This is a genomic window from Mycolicibacterium lutetiense (assembly GCF_017876775.1).
In the GTDB taxonomy this organism is placed as follows: domain Bacteria; phylum Actinomycetota; class Actinomycetes; order Mycobacteriales; family Mycobacteriaceae; genus Mycobacterium; species Mycobacterium lutetiense.
Genome location: NZ_JAGIOP010000002.1, coordinates 3273747 through 3290651, shown reverse-complemented (window position 1 = coordinate 3290651; position 16905 = coordinate 3273747). Strand labels below are relative to the sequence as shown.

Here is a 16905-nt window from a genome sequence, read left to right as displayed (position 1 = left end):
CCGCCCTGCGACCCCGCATCACTATGATGAATAGTGTTGCCCAGCAACGGATTGCCCTGACTCATTCTGAGTAGCGCGGCGTGCCGGATGGCTTGGCGTACGAACCGATCCTCCTTGCTGGCCGAGCACGTCCAGCCCACGATCCGCCCCGCGTAGGCATCGATGGCGAACGCGGTGTAGACGAACACCCCAGAGGCGAGTCGCACGTAGGTGAAATCGGCGACGAGCAGCATGTTGGGGGCGGGCACCCGGAACCGGCGTTTGACCAGATCCGCAGCGCGGGCTGCGGCCGGGTCAGCGATCGTGGTGCGGACCTTTTTGCGCCGGGTCACCCCCTGCCATCCGTTGGCCCGCATGAGGCGTTCCACGGTGCAGCGGGCCACCGTGATGCCCTGGCGTTGCAGGTGAGCCCACATCTTGACCGCGCCGTACAACGACTCCGGCTTGCGGCGGCCCGCCTCGTCGGGCTCGTAGTAGCCGGCCATCACCTCGGTGATGACGGTGTCCCACAAGGCCCGCGCTGACGGGGGCCGCGACAGCCAGGCGTAGAAGGTTCTCGGAGCGATCTTGCAGCCGTGCTCAGTGAGCACGCGGCAGATCGGAGCGACCCCGAACCGAGCACGATGCTCGGCGATGAACGCACAGATCAACGGCGTCGCGGGTCGCTCTCCCGCGCGAAGAAACTTGTTGCCGCCTTGAGGATTTCGATCGTTTCCTCAAGCTCACGATTCTTACGCTTGAGTTCCCGGTTCTCGCGCGAGATGTCGGTGGATACCCCGTCGCGGACCCCGGTATCGACCTCAGTTTGGTTGATCCACCGCCGCAGCGTTTCGTAGGACACTCCCAACCGCTTGGCGACCGCGGTGATGCAGGCGGTGCGGGTGTCGTACTCCTCGAGATGGTCAGTGACCAACCGGACCGCTCGGGCCTTGAACTCCTCGTCGTATCTCTTCGGCATGATGCGAACTACCTTCCCTCGAAAGAAGGTGTGCATCAAACCCGGGGTGATTCAGGGTGACTTGTCACTCGCGTGATGCAGGTTGTCGATCTGCCAGATAGCGGCCAAGGCAAAGTCACGAGCCCGATATGCACGGTCACGGTTCTCCCGAGCCAACGAGATAGCTTCGTCCGCAAGCCACCGATCGACAGCAGGATCCGCCCCGCCATGGAGCGCCGTCCGAAGCTGCGCAATCTTCTCGTTGAGAATGCCGATTTCTTCGTTATGTCGGCCCTGCATATCGCGCACGCCGGCGCGATACCGCTGGGCCTCGCTCTCACGTTCGTCCTGCGCAAGACGCAACTCCGAGAGGTAGAGTCCCGCATGGTCACGTAGCTTTCGCTGTTGCTTTTCGGGACTGCCATTGTGGGGCTCACAGCCCCTACAGATCACCCGGTCGTGCTTGGTCTTGAAAAAGAAGTCGCGCGGGAGCTTGCAGCACTCGCACTCAACCGTCATCTGTTTGAACGTTGCGTACTTGTGCACCTCGGACGCTCCTGCCTCAACCGGGCCAAACCGCGCCACCGATTCTCCCACCCCGGTCCGACAAGCCCGGTTCACAAAATGCGTACCGGGCGGATCGGTGCGCTCTTACTTCGGGGTGAACGATGGCTTGGTCATGCCCGGGATGAAGATGTTGACCGGCTTGTAGTCGGTATCTCCCGGGAATTTCACGCCGATGACTCCGCCCTTGCTCAGGACTGTCCACACGAAGTGCAGCACGTCGACACCGACGTTGTAGATGTCGCTCTTGGACATGTGGGTGGCGCCGATGATCTCGTCTAGGAGTCCGTTGGTGCTGGGTCGCTGTGTCACCGACACCCGCTCGATACGGTTCTCCTCTTTCACTGACACGGGGATATTCCTTTTCTGGTTACCAGGTGGGGCTCGTTGGTTCCTTCTTAGGGACGAACCCCACCTTGCGGTGTGGTGGGTTCCCCACGTCCTACGGTGAGGAATCTCCTTTGCGAAGCATGTAGATGAGCAGGCCCAGGGCGATCAGTGACACGACGGTCACCATCGCAGTAAGTGCGACGATCGCTGCCGTAGGCAACCCTGCGTAGCAGGAGATCGCGATCGCTGCGACCGGGGCGACTGCGGCGATCGCGCCGATAGTCAGTCCGGTCAGGCCGTTGAGGTGGCTGGCTGGGGCGCTCGCGTGGGCCTTCACCTTGCTCTTGTCGATCTCTATGTTGATGTTTGCTCGGCCCTGTTGGGGCGGCTGTTCGTTGAGGTAGTAGGCGGGTACTGGGGGGATGTTGGTGGTCGCCTTGCGCTTGGCGTGCTTGACCGGCTTTTTCTTCGTCACGGGCCTGTGCCTTTCATGGTCCGCTAGAAGAAGAACGAGTAGTCGCTCGTGTAGTCGCCCCGGTGATCTGGTTTGATCACCGCGCTGCGGCTACAGCCAGCTGTCAGGAATTGGACCCAGCAGCTGACTTCTTCTTCGTCTTCGGGTGCAGCGAATGCTGGCCATGGTGTTCTCCTTCTCCTACTGGGACCCGAACTCTCGGATCTACCAGAACCCTTACGTGGTCGGACTTCCGGCCACAAACCCATCTTACATCAAATTGCTGCACTAGTGCAGCCTGGATGCGAACCATGTGCAGCATCGCGGCGCGGGGGTGCAGGTGTTCGGTCATGACGGTGACCTGTTCCCGGTTTGCCGGACGCTGGGAACAGGTCAGCACGGGCCGAGGAGCTTGTCGGTGGAGCATGCTGGACTTACTTCGGAGACCGACTGCGGACTGGCCGCGCCGGGCTGATACAAGGAGACGTCAGGTGAGTAGTTCAGGGAAGTTCGTCCCCAACAAGGCCGGCATGGCCAAGCTGCAACGTGACCTCGAGAAGCAATTCTCGGCGGGGATCCAGATCCCCTTGGGTGGCACCGAGTCGGACGCCATCGCCGAGGTCAAGAAGCAGATGAAGGGCATGGGAATCACGCCCAACGACGCCGAGGTCCGCAAGCTCGTTCAGAAGCACCGAGGCAGCTGACGGTGGGCAACGCCGACCCAGTTCAGCTGGGTATCGAGACTGCAGAAGCGCTGCAACAGGCACTCGCTGAGCTTCTCCCCGACGCGATGAACGTGCAGATCGCAACAGTCAACGCGAGTCCCGATCAGTTCGAGATCCTCGGGCTCCGCGCCGACCTGCCCGATGGGTCCACGGTGCAGCGATCCCGAATCGTGATTCCCCGCGGGCGTTAGCGACCGCTGGTCGCCGAGTAGGTCATGAGGCCGGATCAGAATTCGTCTCATTCCGACGGCTGCAAGAGGACTTGGCTGCTGTACCGGCTGGTTACTGCTGTCACTTGCTGGTTGCCCCGGAGGTAGTCCGCGAGGGCAGGGTCGATGAATCCAGCGAGGGCAATGATGTTGTCCAGGTTGTGGTTTGGGCTGAGGGTGAAGATGTGTTCGTGGTGGGCTATCCGGTTGCGAAGTAGCTCGAAGGTGCGCAGGCGGTTACGCAGTGGACCAGCCGACGTCATACCTGGTCCGTAGTGCGGGAAGGCCTTGTGGAGGAATGGCCGCCAAAGCTTTGTGAAGTAGTCGTAGACGTTCGCGTGACGACGAGGGATGCCTTCACCGACGAGGGACACCCAGAACCCGAGGCTGAGATCGGCGACGATGTCGCCGCCGGTGGGTTCCACGCGGGGCTGACCGGCGGGGTTGTTCCTGCGCTCGAACGCGTCGATCGACTTCTTGACCCTGTCGAGTTCTTTGTCGGTCAGGTGGATGCGTGGGCGGTCGGCGAGGACTTCGGCGTGCCAGCCGTCTTCGCGTGTGACGCCGAGGTGGGAGCAGAGCTGCGAGTCGATGGCGTTTCGGATGGCGACTTCGACGAGTGCGATTGATGGCCAGTAAGCCGCGGAGAGGTCGCAGTTCCACATGTAGAGCCGCGCCGCGCGAGCTGTATCGCCGCGGGCGGCCGCTCGATACCGCTGGTAGCGGGCAGGGGAGATCAGCTCTTCAAGGGGGAGTTCGTGGGCGTCCATCGTTCAGGCCCTAGAAAGCGTTTTGCCCTGAGGGGCCAGACACACCATTGCTGGTGCCGGGAATGCCTCAGGGCTTACGTCGTTCACTGTACACCCGACACGGGGGTTTGGTGATGTGACGGCTGCCATTCGTTGCGTCCCCAGACGACGGGAAGTGCCACTCGACCAGTGGAAAGTAGGCGCTGCGGCTGTCATGCACTGGCGATCTTCGGAACGACTCGGAGCCGGCGCTTTTCGATGCGACCGAATGGCGGCACCAACGTGTAGTTGTAGACCTCGGTCGTCTGGATCTTCTCCAGCGGAGTGGGCTTGTAGCTGATGGAGAGGTTCAGCAGACTGGCGTCGCGCAGTTCCGCCAGGCCACGCTGTGCGCTGGATTCGCTGATCCCGTACCACTCAGGCACCCGCTCGCCGGGCAGGATGAAGCCCGGCGGGAGGGTGGAGCTGACCAGCAACATCGCCTTCCCGGCCAGCGTCAACGTGCGGTACCAGGCCTGGTCGTCGGTCCAGTACTCGAACGGGAGCTGGAAGTAGCGATTGGCGACGTCGCGACCAGACGGTGCGGTGTAGTCCTCGCGGCTGCCGTCCTCCCGCAGCGACGTGAAGACCGCCCTGCGACCGGTCTTGCCGCGGGTAATAAGGCCGTACTTCTGGTCGAGTCGCCGCCAGGCGCGCGAGATGACGGCGGCACCGTGGTCCTGGTCAGTTTCGACACCCAGCATTCGGGCCCAGACCCGGGAGAGAAGGGGCCGGCTGGTCCAGGGTTCCGCCGAGACCAGGGCGCGGTGCAGCAAAAACAGATCCAGTGCGCGGTCGTCCTGTGCGCGAACCATCTTGTGGAGCGGGCCGGGGACGGGATGCTTTTGATCGCCCCCTTGAACGAAGCTGTTCCGGATGTTGACCCGCTGCGAGGTGCGGGCAGAGGCCTTGAGCAGCGCCTCAATGGCGGATTGCTGGCCGGGGATAGGTGCGTGGTTCACGGACTCATGATGCCAGTGCACCGCGCGTCAACCTCCTGGAGGGGACACTGATCCTTGCCGCGACAGAAGGAGCTATAAAAGATCATCTAATACCCATCTGAATACATGTCGAAGTACATGTCGAATCACCGGAGCCACTTGCCGGTTGCCCTTGTTTTTCATCATCACGACCTGGGGTCCTTGATGGTGGCGCGGTGGGGTGATTGCCCACTTCCTCGTTTCGGGGTCAGGTCTCGTCGAAGAAGCGTGCCGCCTGGTCGCGAATGCGTGCGAGCCGCTTTGATACGGCGCTGTGGCTGCTGTAGCCGAGGATCTTGCCGACGTCGGTGAGAGAGGTGACTCCGCTGCGCAGGACGACCACCACTTCGCGGTCGCTGCGGTTGAGCAGAGTCAGGAAGTCGCTGCATGCGAGCTGGCCGATGACTTCGGTCTCAGGCCCGTGAACCGGAGTGGTGTCATCGAGCTCGACGAAGGTGACGGTGACCTTTGAGCGCTTGTGGTTGAGCGTGCGATCGAAGTCCTCCTTGGCGTGTGACCACCGGTCGGAGAAGTCGTCGTGGACCCGGTAGGAGCGCACGGCGTCGAGAATGTCGCGCAGCCGGCCAGTTTTGTCGGCGGCGTCGATGGTGCGCTCGACGAATTCGGCGGCTTCCTCTTCACCGGCCCACAAGTCAGAACCCACGCGGGGGCCGCCGGCGGTGACGCCTTCGAGGATCTCGCCGTTGCTCAGCCGTACCGGACCACTAGGGCCATCGGTATCGACGATCGGCCAGGTCCGCATCTCGTCTTCCATGGCCTCGGTAACCGCGGGCACCCAGAAGTCGAGGTTGTGCGCCAGGATGCGGATCGGGTCGTCCTTGGTGAAGGCGATCTGCGGTGAACCAGGCATGAGGTGACGCCAGATCGTGGCCCCCCACGCCCGCGATAGCCGCTGGCTGAAATCAACGGGCAGGTAGGGGTCCGGGTTGGTCAACTCCGCCCAGAACGGCCATTGACCGGCAGTGAGCATCGGCAGGCCGAACCGGTCCAACGTGGCGCGCGGGAGCAGGTGAAACAGGGGCGCATAGTCGTAGTAGCGGGTCTGGGTGCGGGGAATGAACACGATGTTGTTATCACCGAGATCGGCGATGCGCGCCAGGTCGGGAGGCAATCTCGCGTAGTCGTCGGTGCCCGCGTCGACGTCGTCGTGAAAGAAGCGGCGCCGGTATTGGGCGGCCTCCCACAATCCATTCCACCGAGCCACGGCGAAGATCCTGGTCCCACGGGTTTCGAGGTCGGTGGTGCTGCTTGGCATGGGGACGCTGACGTATTCCGGGTGATCCGGCGTGTCCGGGCGAATGACCGCCTGGAAGAACGCCATCCCAGCAGACATGTTCCACATGCGCGGATAGCGGTCTGGGCGAGCGAGTTCTTCGTCGGGGGTGAGAAGAACGTTCCGGCGAGTGTCGTAGTCGTCGCTGTAGTCGGGGGTGGTGTCGTTAGACATGGTGGTCATACCTATCTCACGACACTGCCGCGCTAATCCGTTCCATTGTCAGGCAGATGATTTCGCTGGGCGTGACGAGGCTGCGGTAGACGCTGTATCGGGAGATGCCGATATCCAGGAGTGTCTCTTTTCTAGAGAACCGAGACGGGCTCCAAACCGCCGCTCCCCCGGCGCATCCCGCCAGGTTGCGGTGTCTCGTTTCTTGTCTCACACCATCTGTCTCAGATCCTGGTTGTCGGTGCGCAGTGGGACAGTGTCGCAATGGCAGCAATTTTGGGCTACGCCCGCGTCAGTACCACCGGTCAGGAACTCGATGCACAACTGGCGGCGCTTGCTGCTGCCGGCGTCGACGACGTGGATCGGGTGTTCACCGACAAGCTCTCAGGCGCGGTGAACACCGAGCGGCCCGGCCTGGCCGCCATGCTCGACTATGCCCGCGCCGGCGACACTGTGATCGTCGCCGCGGTCGATCGCCTTGGCCGCTCGGTCGCTGAGGTCACCCGCACCATCGCCGAACTCGGCGAACGGCGAATCGTGTTGCGCGCCTTGCGTGAAGGTATCGACACCGACACACCTACCGGCCGCGCTGTCGCCGCGATCATGGCCACACTGGCCGAGCTTGAACTGGAGCTCGGCCGTGAGCGCCGCGCAGCATCACGAGAATCCCGGCGCTCCCGCCAACTGCCGGCCACCAAGCCGCCCAAACTCAGCCCCGATCGGCAGGAACAACTTCGTCGCTTGGCCGCTACGGGTGAGCCCGTGCGAGAACTCGCTGCGGCCTTCGGTGTTGGACGCGCCACCGCGTACCGCTACCTCAGCCTCGCAAATCGACTAACCCCAACGAAAGGACCATGAATATGACATCGCCCAAGCCTGCCCCGAATCCTCGCGATCACAGCCTCGGCGGGTGTGAGCAGGCCAAAAAGCCCGGCTGCATCTGTGGCTGCCACGGAGCATCGCATCAGTCCACGGTGCTGCGCGAAGCGGTCCGCACCGGCAACGACTTGCCCGAAGAGCGGGACCGGACAGAGCCGCTGACCAGGGGCGAATTCGATGCCCTCCTGACCACGGTGTTCGGAGAAAAGTTCACTTCACTGGACGCTCCGATAGACCAGGCAACGCGCCGTAAATGGAATCCTGACGCTAAAACCGGTGGCCAGCGTAGCCAGCGCGAACAACGCATCGTCGATGTCACTCTGCGCGACGTCCTTGCGTTCACCTTTGAGCTACCCGATGAGGCCAAACAATCGTGGCTGACGGTCCTGGACGCGCTCACCCTCAAAAGCGGGTGGGAGAAGTTTGCCGTGCAGCTCGATGACCTCGGCCTGAAAACCACCCCCCAGAGCGGATACTTCTGGTCCGCGCTGCTGGCCGCTCTTTCGGCGACCGCGCCGCGCATCAAGCTGACCGAGTTTCACCCCGACCTCGTTTCCGAAGATGTCGCAGATGCGATCTGCCGCGTCATCACCGATCGCGAAAGCCATGCAAATAGCGAAGTCCCCGAGTTCAACGTGTTCGGGATGTGTTGCATGCCCCGCGATAGCAAACCCAAATCCATCCTCGAAACCGCGCACCCAGACGCGGTGCGCATCGGGGCAGACCTGATCGGCCAGGCCGCCAACTTGGCTGCCGACCAGGGCCTCACCCAAGGCGGATTTCTACTACTCGCCCAGATCGTCGGCTCGGCTGTCTCCGCTGACTTGTGGCACCAGCCTGCCTCGGTGCGTTACCTGCTCATCCCCGCCGTTACCGGCTTGCGCACCGCCGCCAGCCAATACCGCGCGGATGACCTCCGGTTCAATCTCGACGGCCAAACACTCGACACTGACGACGCCAAAAAGAAAAAGAAGCAGTCCAAAAGGAAGAAAGCTGCCGAGACTGAGTCCCCCGACAGTCCCGATCGCGGCGAGTCCCTCTCCGTGGAACAGCTCATCGCCGAAGAACTCGGCGTACGTTGGCGTACCCGACAGCACTGGGGACCACGCGAGCCCGACCAAAACCAAGGCTGAGCCCGAGCGCGAAAAGGCATCGCGAAACCGTTCAAACAGCCTCGGTGTGCACAAGTGCGAGGTTTTAGCTGGGCAGACGGAGATGGGGTGGCGGTTGCGGCATCTTGGTCCGATGCCTCCGGAACTGCAGCGCCGATAACGGGGACATACGTCAACAATTAACGACGCCCGTACTACCGCTGGTCAGGTTGCCTCACCGAGATCGTTGACCTGTGAGCATCGCGCCACGAGTGTGCTCAGTCGGGGGTGGTTGAGCAGAGCGTCGAGCACCTTGGTCACGGGCACGCCGAGTTCCTCCAGTGCGACGAGGTAGGTGACGAGGTGAACCGACTCAGCGACCGAATGGAGTTCGAAGCTGTCGCGAAGCGGGCGCCAAGTTTTGGTGCCGCCGTGTGCGACATGGTTGCGAGCCCACACCGCCCAGCTTGCCCAACGAGCGGTGTCGAGGCCGAGCGCCGCTTGCACATCGGGGGCGAGCCTCTCGTGTAGTGCCTGCAGGCGTGCGTTCAACGTCACGTCGCTTCCGCCGCCAAGGCACCAGCGGTGGAAGCCCTCGGCCGCTGCCAGCGCCTGGCTCACGTACTCCTCAACCATGCGGGATGAATGTCCGCACAGACCCACGACGACACTCCACGCGTAACTTGCCTGGTTTCCTTCGGTGAACCGCCGCCGCGTCAGGAGGTACGACTCGAGGGTGACATCGGCGAGGGTGAACACGATGGATGCCGGCTTGTGCAGATCATCGGGCCGAGCGTTTTGGCCGGTATGTATTAGCAGCGAGACGCTCTCATCGCTGATGGTGTGAAGGGTGATCTGCGAGGTGCCGCAGGACTCGAATGTAGCTAGTTGAACGAGGTCATCCACGGCCGACATCCGCTCCACGAAGTCGGTCATTGACCCGGAGGCCCTGCCGGGCAGCTCAATACAGGCGTGAGCGCCGACTTGTAGCCGCACCTGCGGTCCGCCCCGGAATTTGGTCGTCATCATTTCGAGTTTCAGTTCCGGCATGGTCTCTGTCGCTGGACTCATCCACGGTCGCGTCGCCGTGGTGGCGATCGAATACGACGCCTCTGGGATTTCAGCCCGCGCGTACTCAGCACGGTAACCGCCGACGACCGGGAGATGTACGGCATCAACAGTGTGCCGTCGGGCTGCTTTTTGCCCGGATGTTCAACGCCTTCGATCGGCGACCATTGCGGCGCGCAGAATCGGCCGTCGTCGGTGAGGTAGTACAGCTCGTCGATGGTGATGGTGGCTTTCACCAATGCTGGCTCTTGCGGGCTGATGATGTGCGCACCGACGCACATCCACGAGGAATGCCAGAACTCCTCACGCACCGCGCCGCCGAAACCCACCGTGTGGCTGCCCCGCTGAGCATCCCAGATGGAAATCTGTTGTCCAGCAACCGTTTCACCGCAGATGGTCCCAGGTCGAACGTCGCCCACGAAGTCAGTAGCGACCCATCCGCCGGTAGGATTCTGGCGGAACTCGGGTCCCGGAGAGAAGCCACCGATCAGCTCCAGGGTCGCACCGTCATCGGGTTCCCAGGTCAACACTCCCGGCACACGATTACTCGGATCCTCGGGAAGGTAAAACCAACCGGTGATCCGTTGCAGCTCAGACTGTCTCATGACCGGGCTCCGTATGTCGGAATGGGTTCCCCCATTGCTGGTGTGTGTAGGCCGTATCGGTCTGCCCACAGCGACACCGTCGAGTCCAGATGGTCGGGGTAGTTTTTGCGGCGCACTCGGGCTCGGGCGGGGTGGGTCGCCTGGGCCTCGTAGAGCGCCACCGCGCACTCGGTCATGATGACCGCCGCAGCAAGACTGTCAGCGAGTTGGGTGAGGACGTCCTCTTCGGTGCCGAGATAGGCGGTCATCCATTTGTATCCGTGTACGAAGCTCGATCCGACGGTGTAGAAGCGCTCCGCCCCGATCGACATCCCGTACGGCAATCCGTCAGCATCAGTGACGTGCGGGGGAGGATTCTGGTCAATCCACTCCCCGGCCCAGCGGACAAAGAACTCATAGTCTGGGGGCGGCCGCTGTCGGGCCGCCTTCGGCAACGACGTCAGGAAGTTCAACCGCTCTCGAAACTGCTGCTCGGTCTCGGCGAAACTCTGGCGCGCGGCGTCGCGGCGCTCGTCAGTGCGAACCTCGAGAAAGCGCGTCTCGACGGCGATGTACTTCCTCTGGTAGCCGATCTCACGTTCGGTGTAGCCCAGCGATCGGGCGCGCCGGACGGCGCGGTTGGGATCAGCGAGAAGCCAGATGGTCTTGGCGGCGCTTTCGATGGCGCTGCGGCACAGGATCCCCGTCGACAGTGTGCTGGTGCGCTTCTGTTCCAGTGATGCTCCGAACGCCTGGGACGCCCCCACGAGACACTCGGCCGCGTTCATCACGGGAAACCGCGCCGTCGAGCTGACGAAGTTCACGCCAAGCTCGGGCAAGAAGTGTCTGTCGTCGAGGTCGAGGCTGCTTCCCCTGTCCGGAACGAACCGGGACGGATCACGGGACTTGCTGCTGCCGTCGGCGCGGACTTGGTGCAGCAGCGCCCACTCGCCCATCCGCCAGGCCCGAGCGGCGCGGTCGGCGTTGCTCCACATCAAGCCCGCCATCCGCAGCAGGCGTTCCCTCGGGTCGGTCGTCACAGCCAGTCAGGCTATTCCCTGGTTAGCACTCACGGTCTCACGACTAGCGGTGGCTCGCAGCTCGCACCGGCCAACGAGATTTAGACCGGACAGCGGAAGCGCTGCTGGCAGCTGGATTACTGGCGCGAAATGACTGCGATGGTTTCGCGGTGGATAGCGTCGGTGGTTTATCGATGTGCTGAAGCGGGGTCGGTGTTTGTGGGCTGCGGATTCGGCCTGCGCGCTTCCCGCGCTGTGGACCCCGATGGCATGTTCGTCGCGCTGGAGACGGTGGCGTAGGAGGTCGGCGCAAGTGCTGTCGGGTGGGAGTCGTCGGAGTCGAACGAGCCGCACAACGCGGGGGCCAATGCGAGATTGTTCTCGCGGCCGAGGACCAGTGAGCGAAGCTCCCTGTCGGTTTGGGTGGGGATCAGGGTTGCGGGTCCGTCTAGCGGGAGTTCAGCTACGACGCGGAGCCTTTCGCTTCAGTGTCAGGAGGTCAAGACTTGGGATGTCTTGCGCGAAGTGCTCGAGTACGTCGTCAAGGGGGCGGAGGTACGTATTGGCAATGACAGCTGATGCAGTCGACCTCTGCGGTAGGCCATGATCGCTGTTTTACCCCTGGCCGTCCTCCCCGGCCAATCTGCGATGGTGCGGTTCGACGGGAATTCTCAGTGATGCTCAGTCGCCCTTCGCGAAGGCCCACTCTGTCCTCCTCCATGCCCCGAAGCCAAAGGGCGTGGACTCGGGAGAGGTCGAGATGTGGTCGGCAACGGGCGAATTGGCAGACGCAATGACGCCCTTACGCGCCTACATCGACAATGAGAAACCAACGGATATGACTGACTTCCATCATCACTGGGATCAAGGGAGGGCGTGGTGGAATCAGGCGGTAGAGACAGTTTGGGGTCAAACGCAAGTGAAGGCTCCCACGATCGCGAACACACCAACAGCGCCTCTGACCACCCCCTGATCGACCCACGGGGCTGGCATCTTCCAGAATTAGAAGTGAGAGCGCCGATGATCAGTGCGGTCGCAGACGACGGATACGGTTAGCGACCGTGAAATCCCAACGGCACCACTTGCCCGCCCTTCTCAGCCTCGCGTTCGTCGCGTTGGCGGTAGGCGGCTGCGGCTCTACGGCAGGCACCATGGCCACCGTCACCGAGACAGTCACGGCAGCGCCGGTCACCGAGACCGTCACTCAGACAGTCGCCGATGCGGTTGCATCGGATGCGCCTGCAACACCCGCGGCTAGCCGCGCCGACCCGTCACCCTCCGCGGCTCGGGCACAGGGGTCCATACCGCCGACCTGTCCGCAGGCGGCTACACCGCGACATGGTCAGCCACCGAGTCACCAGGCGGATTTACCGCCGTACCGGTTAACGCCGACGGCAGTCTGGACTACTCAGCACCAAATCGCGTGATCATGTCGATTGCCGGGACCGGAAACGTTGCGTTTCACGCCACCGGGCCGACCACCTTCCAGATCGGTGGTGCGGAGGGTCCGTGGACTCTGACATTCACACCCATGGGCTGACCACGCCGGCCTCATATATCCACGTCTCGATCTAAACAATCGAGATGCTTCTCCTCGCTAAGTTCAGCCCTGATTTTTGGCTGCGTTGAGGTCGTGCCGCACCCGTATCGGGGCGTCGAGGGCGATCCGATCGAAGAACGTCATCGACGGTCTCGCTGAGCTGCGTGGGGTGTTCAATTTGAACACTTGCGCTCGATTAGCGCATCATCCATGATTCTCATCAACCGCTAACCCCAGCTACCTTAAACAACACGTTCGGTAGGGACGCATTCTGGAGGAGAAATGGCAAAACACGGACCACAGAAATGGTGCCCCAAATGTGAAACCTGGCGTGTCATTGAGGCCGTAAAGCTGACGGAACTCGGCGAGGAGTATCACCAGCGTATAGAGCTAAGGCACGAGAATATTCGGTACTTCCGCCGAGGTCAGCAGTGCCAAACCTGCTACCACTGCTGGCTATCAGCAGAGGTTCCCGAGCGACTTATCGACGAGCTCGTTGAACGAAGGATCGCTCTTCGCGATATCAAGAAGAACGCCGAAGCGTTTTCTAAAGAGTCGGAAATTGCGGCCGAAAGCCTGGCGAGGCTAAGTAAATCTTTGAGCGATTTAACAGAGTTGAAATAACGCAAACTTGAGGCTCGCGCCCCGTCCTGAGGCAGTTTGGCTGAGATTTCTAGAAATCCAGAACGAAACAACAGAGACAGCGTTGGAACCAATGCTTCCTGGCTGCGTTGACCCAGTTTGTGAATTCTCGTTTCTTGTCTCATAACTCGCGTCTCAGATCCTTGCTGTCGGTAACGAACCGCGCAACAATCGCTAGCGCGGCTTGATCCCCGGTTACCTCGCCGCGGCACAGCGCTTCGATGAGCTCCCTTGTGAATGGATGCAGTCGCTGGCCGGCGAGACCTATCGCGGCCTCTGCGATGGCAGCTGCCTCGGGCGATTGATTGCTCACTCGATCATCATGGCCCAGTATCGACGCGCCTGGGGTTGGTTGCTGCCCGGTGCGACTAACGGGTTGCAGGAACCAGCCTGGCAATGCCGTCGAGGCGCATTCTCACAGTCGAATGGGCCGACAGTCCGGTCGGTTAGTCGTTCTCGCGCAGTGTGCCGCGGAAGGTGCGCTCCGGGCGCCCTGCTTCTTGCCATTTGTTGTAGGCGCGTTCCATGTGGCCGTACACGCGCGGGATCTCGATGCCGCTGCGTCGGGTGAGCGCGAAACCGATGAGTTGGGTCGGCTGAATGAAACCTTCGCGGAACGGAACGTCAATGCCGGGCAGCGGAGCGCCCTGTTCAGGGGCGTTTTCCTGAGGGGGGATGGCGACCCAGGTTCCTTCGAAGGCCCGGCGGAAGGTTTCACCGATGTAGTACACGAAACGCATTGTGCGGTGGACATTCTCGTCACCGGTGTAAGCGGAGCGGTTGCTGTCGTAGAGGTCGGTCAGCTTGGCTTCGGCCAGGGCGAGACTGTCTTTGGTGAACATGCTGTCGCGCACCTCTGGCAGGTCGTTGATGGGGAATTCGATGCCCATCGCGGCGTCCTGCATGTTGAGCCAGCCTTGAAACTTCTCATCGGACTGCGCGTCGCGAAACGCCTTCGTCAACTGAATCGGCACGTAGTTGAATGTGCTGCCCATACTTGCCTCCCCGTCAGGGTAGCCGGTTCACCCGGAACTGGTCTGGGTACTCGTCTTGCAGCCGCTGCAGCTCGGCCAGTTCTGCCTCGCTGTACGGGTACTTGCTGTTGATGTTGTAGGTGACGTTCAGGCCCACTTGCAGAGCTTCCTCATCTGCGCGCAGTTGATCGAAATCAAGTCTGCCGCTCTTATTCTCGACCACTTCGTCCGGTATCCCATCGACCAGGTGAGCCCAGTCCCATCGCCGGCCGGGCACAATCTCGGCATTGCCGTACTGATGGCGCCAACCCTCTTCGGAGTCGTACCCCATGATGTCGGCGACGAGCTGGTCATACCACCACCCATTGGACGCATTCTCCAGGAGCTGATCGTAGGCCTTGCTCCATCGGTCGATGTCCCAGTCGCCGCCGCGTTCGAGGTAGCGCTGCCAGGCCGCCCATTTCGCGCGGTCGAAGTAGCGGACAGTCGGTTTGAGCGTGCCGTCGGGTCGCTGTTCGTACCCCACGGCAGGGATGAGGGCTTCTTTGTCGAGAAGTGATTTCATCACCGGGTCGAAGATCGGCGAGAAGGTGTTGATGAGTGACGCGGTGGTTTGCAGGGTGTTGATGTAGCCGCGGATATTGTCGGAGGCGCGTTGTATGAGTCGCCGCGCCACGGCGGCCTCGGCTCGGATTGAGATTCCACCGGTGACCCCGGCAGCAACGACGGACACGGTTCCGGTGCCGCCGAGCATGAGTGCGGTGAATCTGACCTGCCTGTCGATGGACTGGCGCATCGTTGCCACCCCGCCGGAAAAGCCACTGGTCAATGAGCCCAATAGGCGCGCATCGGCGGCCAACGCGTCACCGGGCGCACTGACTTTGATGACGGAGTCATAGAAAGCTGTCGCGTCGGGTAACGACGGATCGGGGCGTTTCGTCAGCCGCACGACCCCGTCAACCGCGTCGGTGATGTCTCCGGCGAAACGGTTCCACGCATCGGTGGCGGTCTGGAGCTTGTCGGTGTTCGCGTTGGGGGTTTCGCGGCCCAGCATCTCCAACAGACCCGGAAGCAGTTCATCTAGACCAATACCGTTGCCGCCCACGGAGGTTTGCATCGTCAGGGTCAACTGGGTGATGGCCGGCTCCGGCGGCAGGTTCGCCGGCACGGGTAGGCGGCCCCGGCCGTTGCGGAACTCGACCCAGGCGTGGTTCACCCCGGCCTGATAGATCCGGCCAGCCAGCGCCGACCACGCCTTGGTGAGCGCCACCGCACCCTGCACCGTGCCGGACGCACCGGCGTCGTACTTCGATCCCCACCCTGTTCCGATCGGGTCATTGCCCGCCATGTGCAGAGTTGCGAAGTCCGCGGTAGCTGCGACTGTTCCAGCGGCGCCTGCCAGTTCGGAAGCCGCGCGCCCCAGAACCTCGGCGGTGGTGAAATACCAGTCGGGATCGACGACCCAAACGCCCACGTACGTTGACCCGCTCTATCCCTGCGCCATGCGCAGGTTGATTTCCATGACTTCGCGGTAGCCCTCTTCGGCCGCGCCCGTCCACGCCCTGAAGTCGGCGATCGAGTCGTTCATGTCACGTAACGCGTCGACCCATTCGCGGTGGCGGCGTTGGTAAGCGGCGGCGGCGGTTCCGTCCCAATCTGCACAGACCTGGGCGATAAGACCCTCTACGTGGGCCAAACTCTCGGTGGCTCTGGTCAGGAAATGCTGCATTTGTTCTTGAAGATCGTGCAGTGCATCGACATCCACGGTGTAGCCAGCCAAGTCACACCTGTCTCGACCACGTAGCGCGCAACATTTCTGCGCTGGATTCGTCTTCGTCGACGTAGTGGTTGACGCTCAGTGCCACCAGGCTGGCTATCACATCAGCGTCCTCGACGATCGATTGAGCCGTCTCCCGGAACTCATGCCACTCGTTGGCGAATACCGATGCGGCTTCGCCGCGCCAGGAGCCTTCAACTACCCGGTCAGCGTGCGAAGCAAGCCGACGTAACCCATCGCGCAACTCGTCAGCGATCGACTGCAGTTGATCTGAGGCGCTACTCAACGTGTCGGTCTGAACCCGCAACCCATGATCACTGCCCCCACCAACAGTATTTGGCACAGCACATCCCCCTTCGCCGAAAGCAGCCTACAAGCAGGACGAAGACGCTGCTTGCGCGAAAATTTCAGCCGTGACACCGACAGCCTCGCATCTGCGGAACCCTGCATACCGGGGACCCAAGCCAACCGAGAGCTTCTCGACACTGGCGGCACACAGATCGCACTGACTCGTCAAAGGACGCTCACTGCCTGTGGCGAACGGTTCGCGCCAAGAGGAAGGGGTTGCCACGCCAAGCCCCGCGCTCAGGCCGAACAGCGCCATTTTTGGGTGGGACCCCAAGAGGGCACTCGAGGGCGACTATTTGCAGTTGTCCCGCGTCCTGCGCGGCCGGTTTTCACCTCGCTAACGGCGCTTCGGTTCAAGCCACCCAAGGGGTCCCACAGCCGATAGTTTAGTCCAAGTCAGTCCAGCACGTACAGACTTGGCAACGGGTCGGGAGGTTGGGCTGTCGGAAGAGTGTGGCGGCCACGGCCTTGCTGGAAAATGAAGACCCATCAGGGGATTGGCGCCTGGCCACGACACGCCGTATTGCGGCA

18 protein-coding genes and 1 pseudogene are annotated in these 16905 nt (G+C 62.1%); 5 read left to right on the top strand and 14 right to left on the bottom strand.

Features of this window, described 5'->3' with window-relative positions:
• Positions 1 to 5: 5 nt before the first annotated feature.
• The 4 genes and pseudogenes from JOF57_RS31080 to JOF57_RS25075 form a co-directional block, all read right to left on the bottom strand.
• Positions 6 to 958 (bottom strand): annotated as a pseudogene (locus JOF57_RS31080) (IS3 family transposase); the annotation flags it as partial.
• A gap of 51 nt (positions 959 to 1009) precedes the next feature.
• Positions 1010 to 1483 carry a hypothetical protein gene (locus JOF57_RS25085; protein ID WP_209921588.1) on the bottom strand — a complete coding sequence of 158 codons (474 nt, stop codon included), beginning with the start codon at positions 1481 to 1483 and terminating at the stop codon, positions 1010 to 1012.
• Between the two features lie 105 nt (positions 1484 to 1588).
• Positions 1589 to 1852 carry a hypothetical protein gene (locus JOF57_RS25080; protein WP_234938243.1) on the bottom strand — a complete coding sequence of 88 codons (264 nt, stop codon included), beginning with the start codon at positions 1850 to 1852 and terminating at the stop codon, positions 1589 to 1591.
• 91 nt (positions 1853 to 1943) lie between these two features.
• Positions 1944 to 2306: a hypothetical protein gene (locus JOF57_RS25075; RefSeq protein ID WP_209921581.1), complete on the bottom strand. Its 363-nt coding sequence runs from the start codon at positions 2304 to 2306 to the stop codon at positions 1944 to 1946.
• 470 nt (positions 2307 to 2776) lie between these two features.
• Between JOF57_RS25075 and JOF57_RS25070 the strand changes: the two genes are divergently transcribed.
• A complete protein-coding gene (locus JOF57_RS25070) occupies positions 2777 to 2989 on the top strand; it encodes a hypothetical protein (protein ID WP_209921578.1) in 213 nt (70 codons plus the stop codon).
• A 2-nt stretch (positions 2990 to 2991) separates the two neighbouring features.
• On the top strand, positions 2992 to 3201 hold the full coding sequence (locus JOF57_RS25065) for a hypothetical protein (RefSeq protein WP_209921573.1): 210 nt from the start codon (positions 2992 to 2994) through the stop codon (positions 3199 to 3201).
• Between the two features lie 47 nt (positions 3202 to 3248).
• On the opposite strand, the gene JOF57_RS25060 is transcribed toward JOF57_RS25065, so the two are convergent.
• The 3 genes from JOF57_RS25060 to JOF57_RS25050 all read right to left on the bottom strand — a co-directional run bounded on the left by JOF57_RS25060 (position 3249) and on the right by JOF57_RS25050 (position 6464).
• Positions 3249 to 3989 carry an Abi family protein gene (locus JOF57_RS25060; RefSeq protein WP_209921569.1) on the bottom strand — a complete coding sequence of 247 codons (741 nt, stop codon included), beginning with the start codon at positions 3987 to 3989 and terminating at the stop codon, positions 3249 to 3251.
• A gap of 191 nt (positions 3990 to 4180) precedes the next feature.
• A complete protein-coding gene (locus JOF57_RS25055) occupies positions 4181 to 4969 on the bottom strand; it encodes a hypothetical protein (RefSeq protein WP_209921566.1) in 789 nt (262 codons plus the stop codon).
• A gap of 226 nt (positions 4970 to 5195) precedes the next feature.
• The gene (locus JOF57_RS25050; protein ID WP_209921563.1) at positions 5196 to 6464 is read right to left on the bottom strand and encodes a sigma-70 family RNA polymerase sigma factor; all 1269 of its coding nucleotides are present in this window, start codon (positions 6462 to 6464) and stop codon (positions 5196 to 5198) included.
• A 252-nt stretch (positions 6465 to 6716) separates the two neighbouring features.
• Between JOF57_RS25050 and JOF57_RS25045 the strand changes: the two genes are divergently transcribed.
• Together JOF57_RS25045 and JOF57_RS25040 are read left to right on the top strand one after the other, a co-directional pair.
• Complete coding sequence (locus tag JOF57_RS25045; RefSeq protein ID WP_209921560.1) at positions 6717 to 7310, top strand: recombinase family protein; 594 nt, start codon at positions 6717 to 6719, stop codon at positions 7308 to 7310.
• A gap of 2 nt (positions 7311 to 7312) precedes the next feature.
• Complete coding sequence (locus JOF57_RS25040; protein ID WP_209921558.1) at positions 7313 to 8464, top strand: hypothetical protein; 1152 nt, start codon at positions 7313 to 7315, stop codon at positions 8462 to 8464.
• 183 nt (positions 8465 to 8647) lie between these two features.
• Here the strand turns inward: JOF57_RS25040 and JOF57_RS25035 are convergent, their stop codons facing one another.
• Genes JOF57_RS25035 through JOF57_RS25025 form a run of 3 tightly spaced genes read right to left on the bottom strand, consistent with a single transcriptional unit; the run spans position 8648 to position 11114 of the window.
• Entirely contained in the window at positions 8648 to 9448 is an 801-nt protein-coding gene (locus tag JOF57_RS25035) for a HEPN domain-containing protein (protein ID WP_209921554.1), read from the bottom strand.
• A 41-nt stretch (positions 9449 to 9489) separates the two neighbouring features.
• Entirely contained in the window at positions 9490 to 10095 is a 606-nt protein-coding gene (locus JOF57_RS25030) for an ApeA N-terminal domain 1-containing protein (protein ID WP_209921551.1), read from the bottom strand.
• On the bottom strand, positions 10092 to 11114 hold the full coding sequence (locus JOF57_RS25025; protein ID WP_209921549.1) for a hypothetical protein: 1023 nt from the start codon (positions 11112 to 11114) through the stop codon (positions 10092 to 10094). The genes JOF57_RS25030 and JOF57_RS25025 overlap by 4 nt, the downstream gene beginning before the upstream one ends.
• 1801 nt (positions 11115 to 12915) lie before the next feature.
• Here JOF57_RS25025 and JOF57_RS25020 point away from each other — a divergent pair.
• The gene (locus JOF57_RS25020) at positions 12916 to 13257 is read left to right on the top strand and encodes a hypothetical protein (protein WP_209921546.1); all 342 of its coding nucleotides are present in this window, start codon (positions 12916 to 12918) and stop codon (positions 13255 to 13257) included.
• 464 nt (positions 13258 to 13721) lie between these two features.
• Here the strand turns inward: JOF57_RS25020 and JOF57_RS25015 are convergent, their stop codons facing one another.
• Genes JOF57_RS25015 through JOF57_RS25000 form a run of 4 tightly spaced genes read right to left on the bottom strand, consistent with a single transcriptional unit; the run spans position 13722 to position 16369 of the window.
• A complete protein-coding gene (locus tag JOF57_RS25015) occupies positions 13722 to 14270 on the bottom strand; it encodes a hypothetical protein (protein WP_209921543.1) in 549 nt (182 codons plus the stop codon).
• Positions 14271 to 14283: 13 nt separating this feature from the next.
• Positions 14284 to 15723, bottom strand: coding sequence for a hypothetical protein (locus JOF57_RS25010; protein ID WP_209921541.1), 1440 nt, complete (start codon positions 15721 to 15723; stop codon positions 14284 to 14286).
• Between the two features lie 15 nt (positions 15724 to 15738).
• Positions 15739 to 16029, bottom strand: coding sequence for a WXG100 family type VII secretion target (locus JOF57_RS25005; protein ID WP_209921538.1), 291 nt, complete (start codon positions 16027 to 16029; stop codon positions 15739 to 15741).
• A gap of 1 nt (position 16030) precedes the next feature.
• Positions 16031 to 16369 (bottom strand): WXG100 family type VII secretion target, encoded by a 339-nt coding sequence (locus JOF57_RS25000; protein ID WP_307870098.1) that lies wholly within the window; start codon positions 16367 to 16369, stop codon positions 16031 to 16033.
• Positions 16370 to 16905: the final 536 nt, after the last annotated feature.

What these genes read in the sequence shown, in the direction of transcription:
- JOF57_RS25060 (WP_209921569.1), bottom strand. Translation starts at nt 3,989, where the DNA reads ATGGACGCCCACGAACTCCCCCTTGAAGAGCTGATCTCCCCTGCCCGC.
- JOF57_RS25050 (WP_209921563.1), bottom strand. Translation starts at nt 6,464, where the DNA reads ATGACCACCATGTCTAACGACACCACCCCCGACTACAGCGACGACTAC.
- JOF57_RS25045 (WP_209921560.1), top strand. Translation starts at nt 6,717, where the DNA reads ATGGCAGCAATTTTGGGCTACGCCCGCGTCAGTACCACCGGTCAGGAA.
- JOF57_RS25040 (WP_209921558.1), top strand. Translation starts at nt 7,313, where the DNA reads ATGACATCGCCCAAGCCTGCCCCGAATCCTCGCGATCACAGCCTCGGC.
- JOF57_RS25035 (WP_209921554.1), bottom strand. Translation starts at nt 9,448, where the DNA reads ATGACGACCAAATTCCGGGGCGGACCGCAGGTGCGGCTACAAGTCGGC.
- JOF57_RS25030 (WP_209921551.1), bottom strand. Translation starts at nt 10,095, where the DNA reads ATGAGACAGTCTGAGCTGCAACGGATCACCGGTTGGTTTTACCTTCCC.
- JOF57_RS25020 (WP_209921546.1), top strand. Translation starts at nt 12,916, where the DNA reads ATGGCAAAACACGGACCACAGAAATGGTGCCCCAAATGTGAAACCTGG.
- JOF57_RS25015 (WP_209921543.1), bottom strand. Translation starts at nt 14,270, where the DNA reads ATGGGCAGCACATTCAACTACGTGCCGATTCAGTTGACGAAGGCGTTT.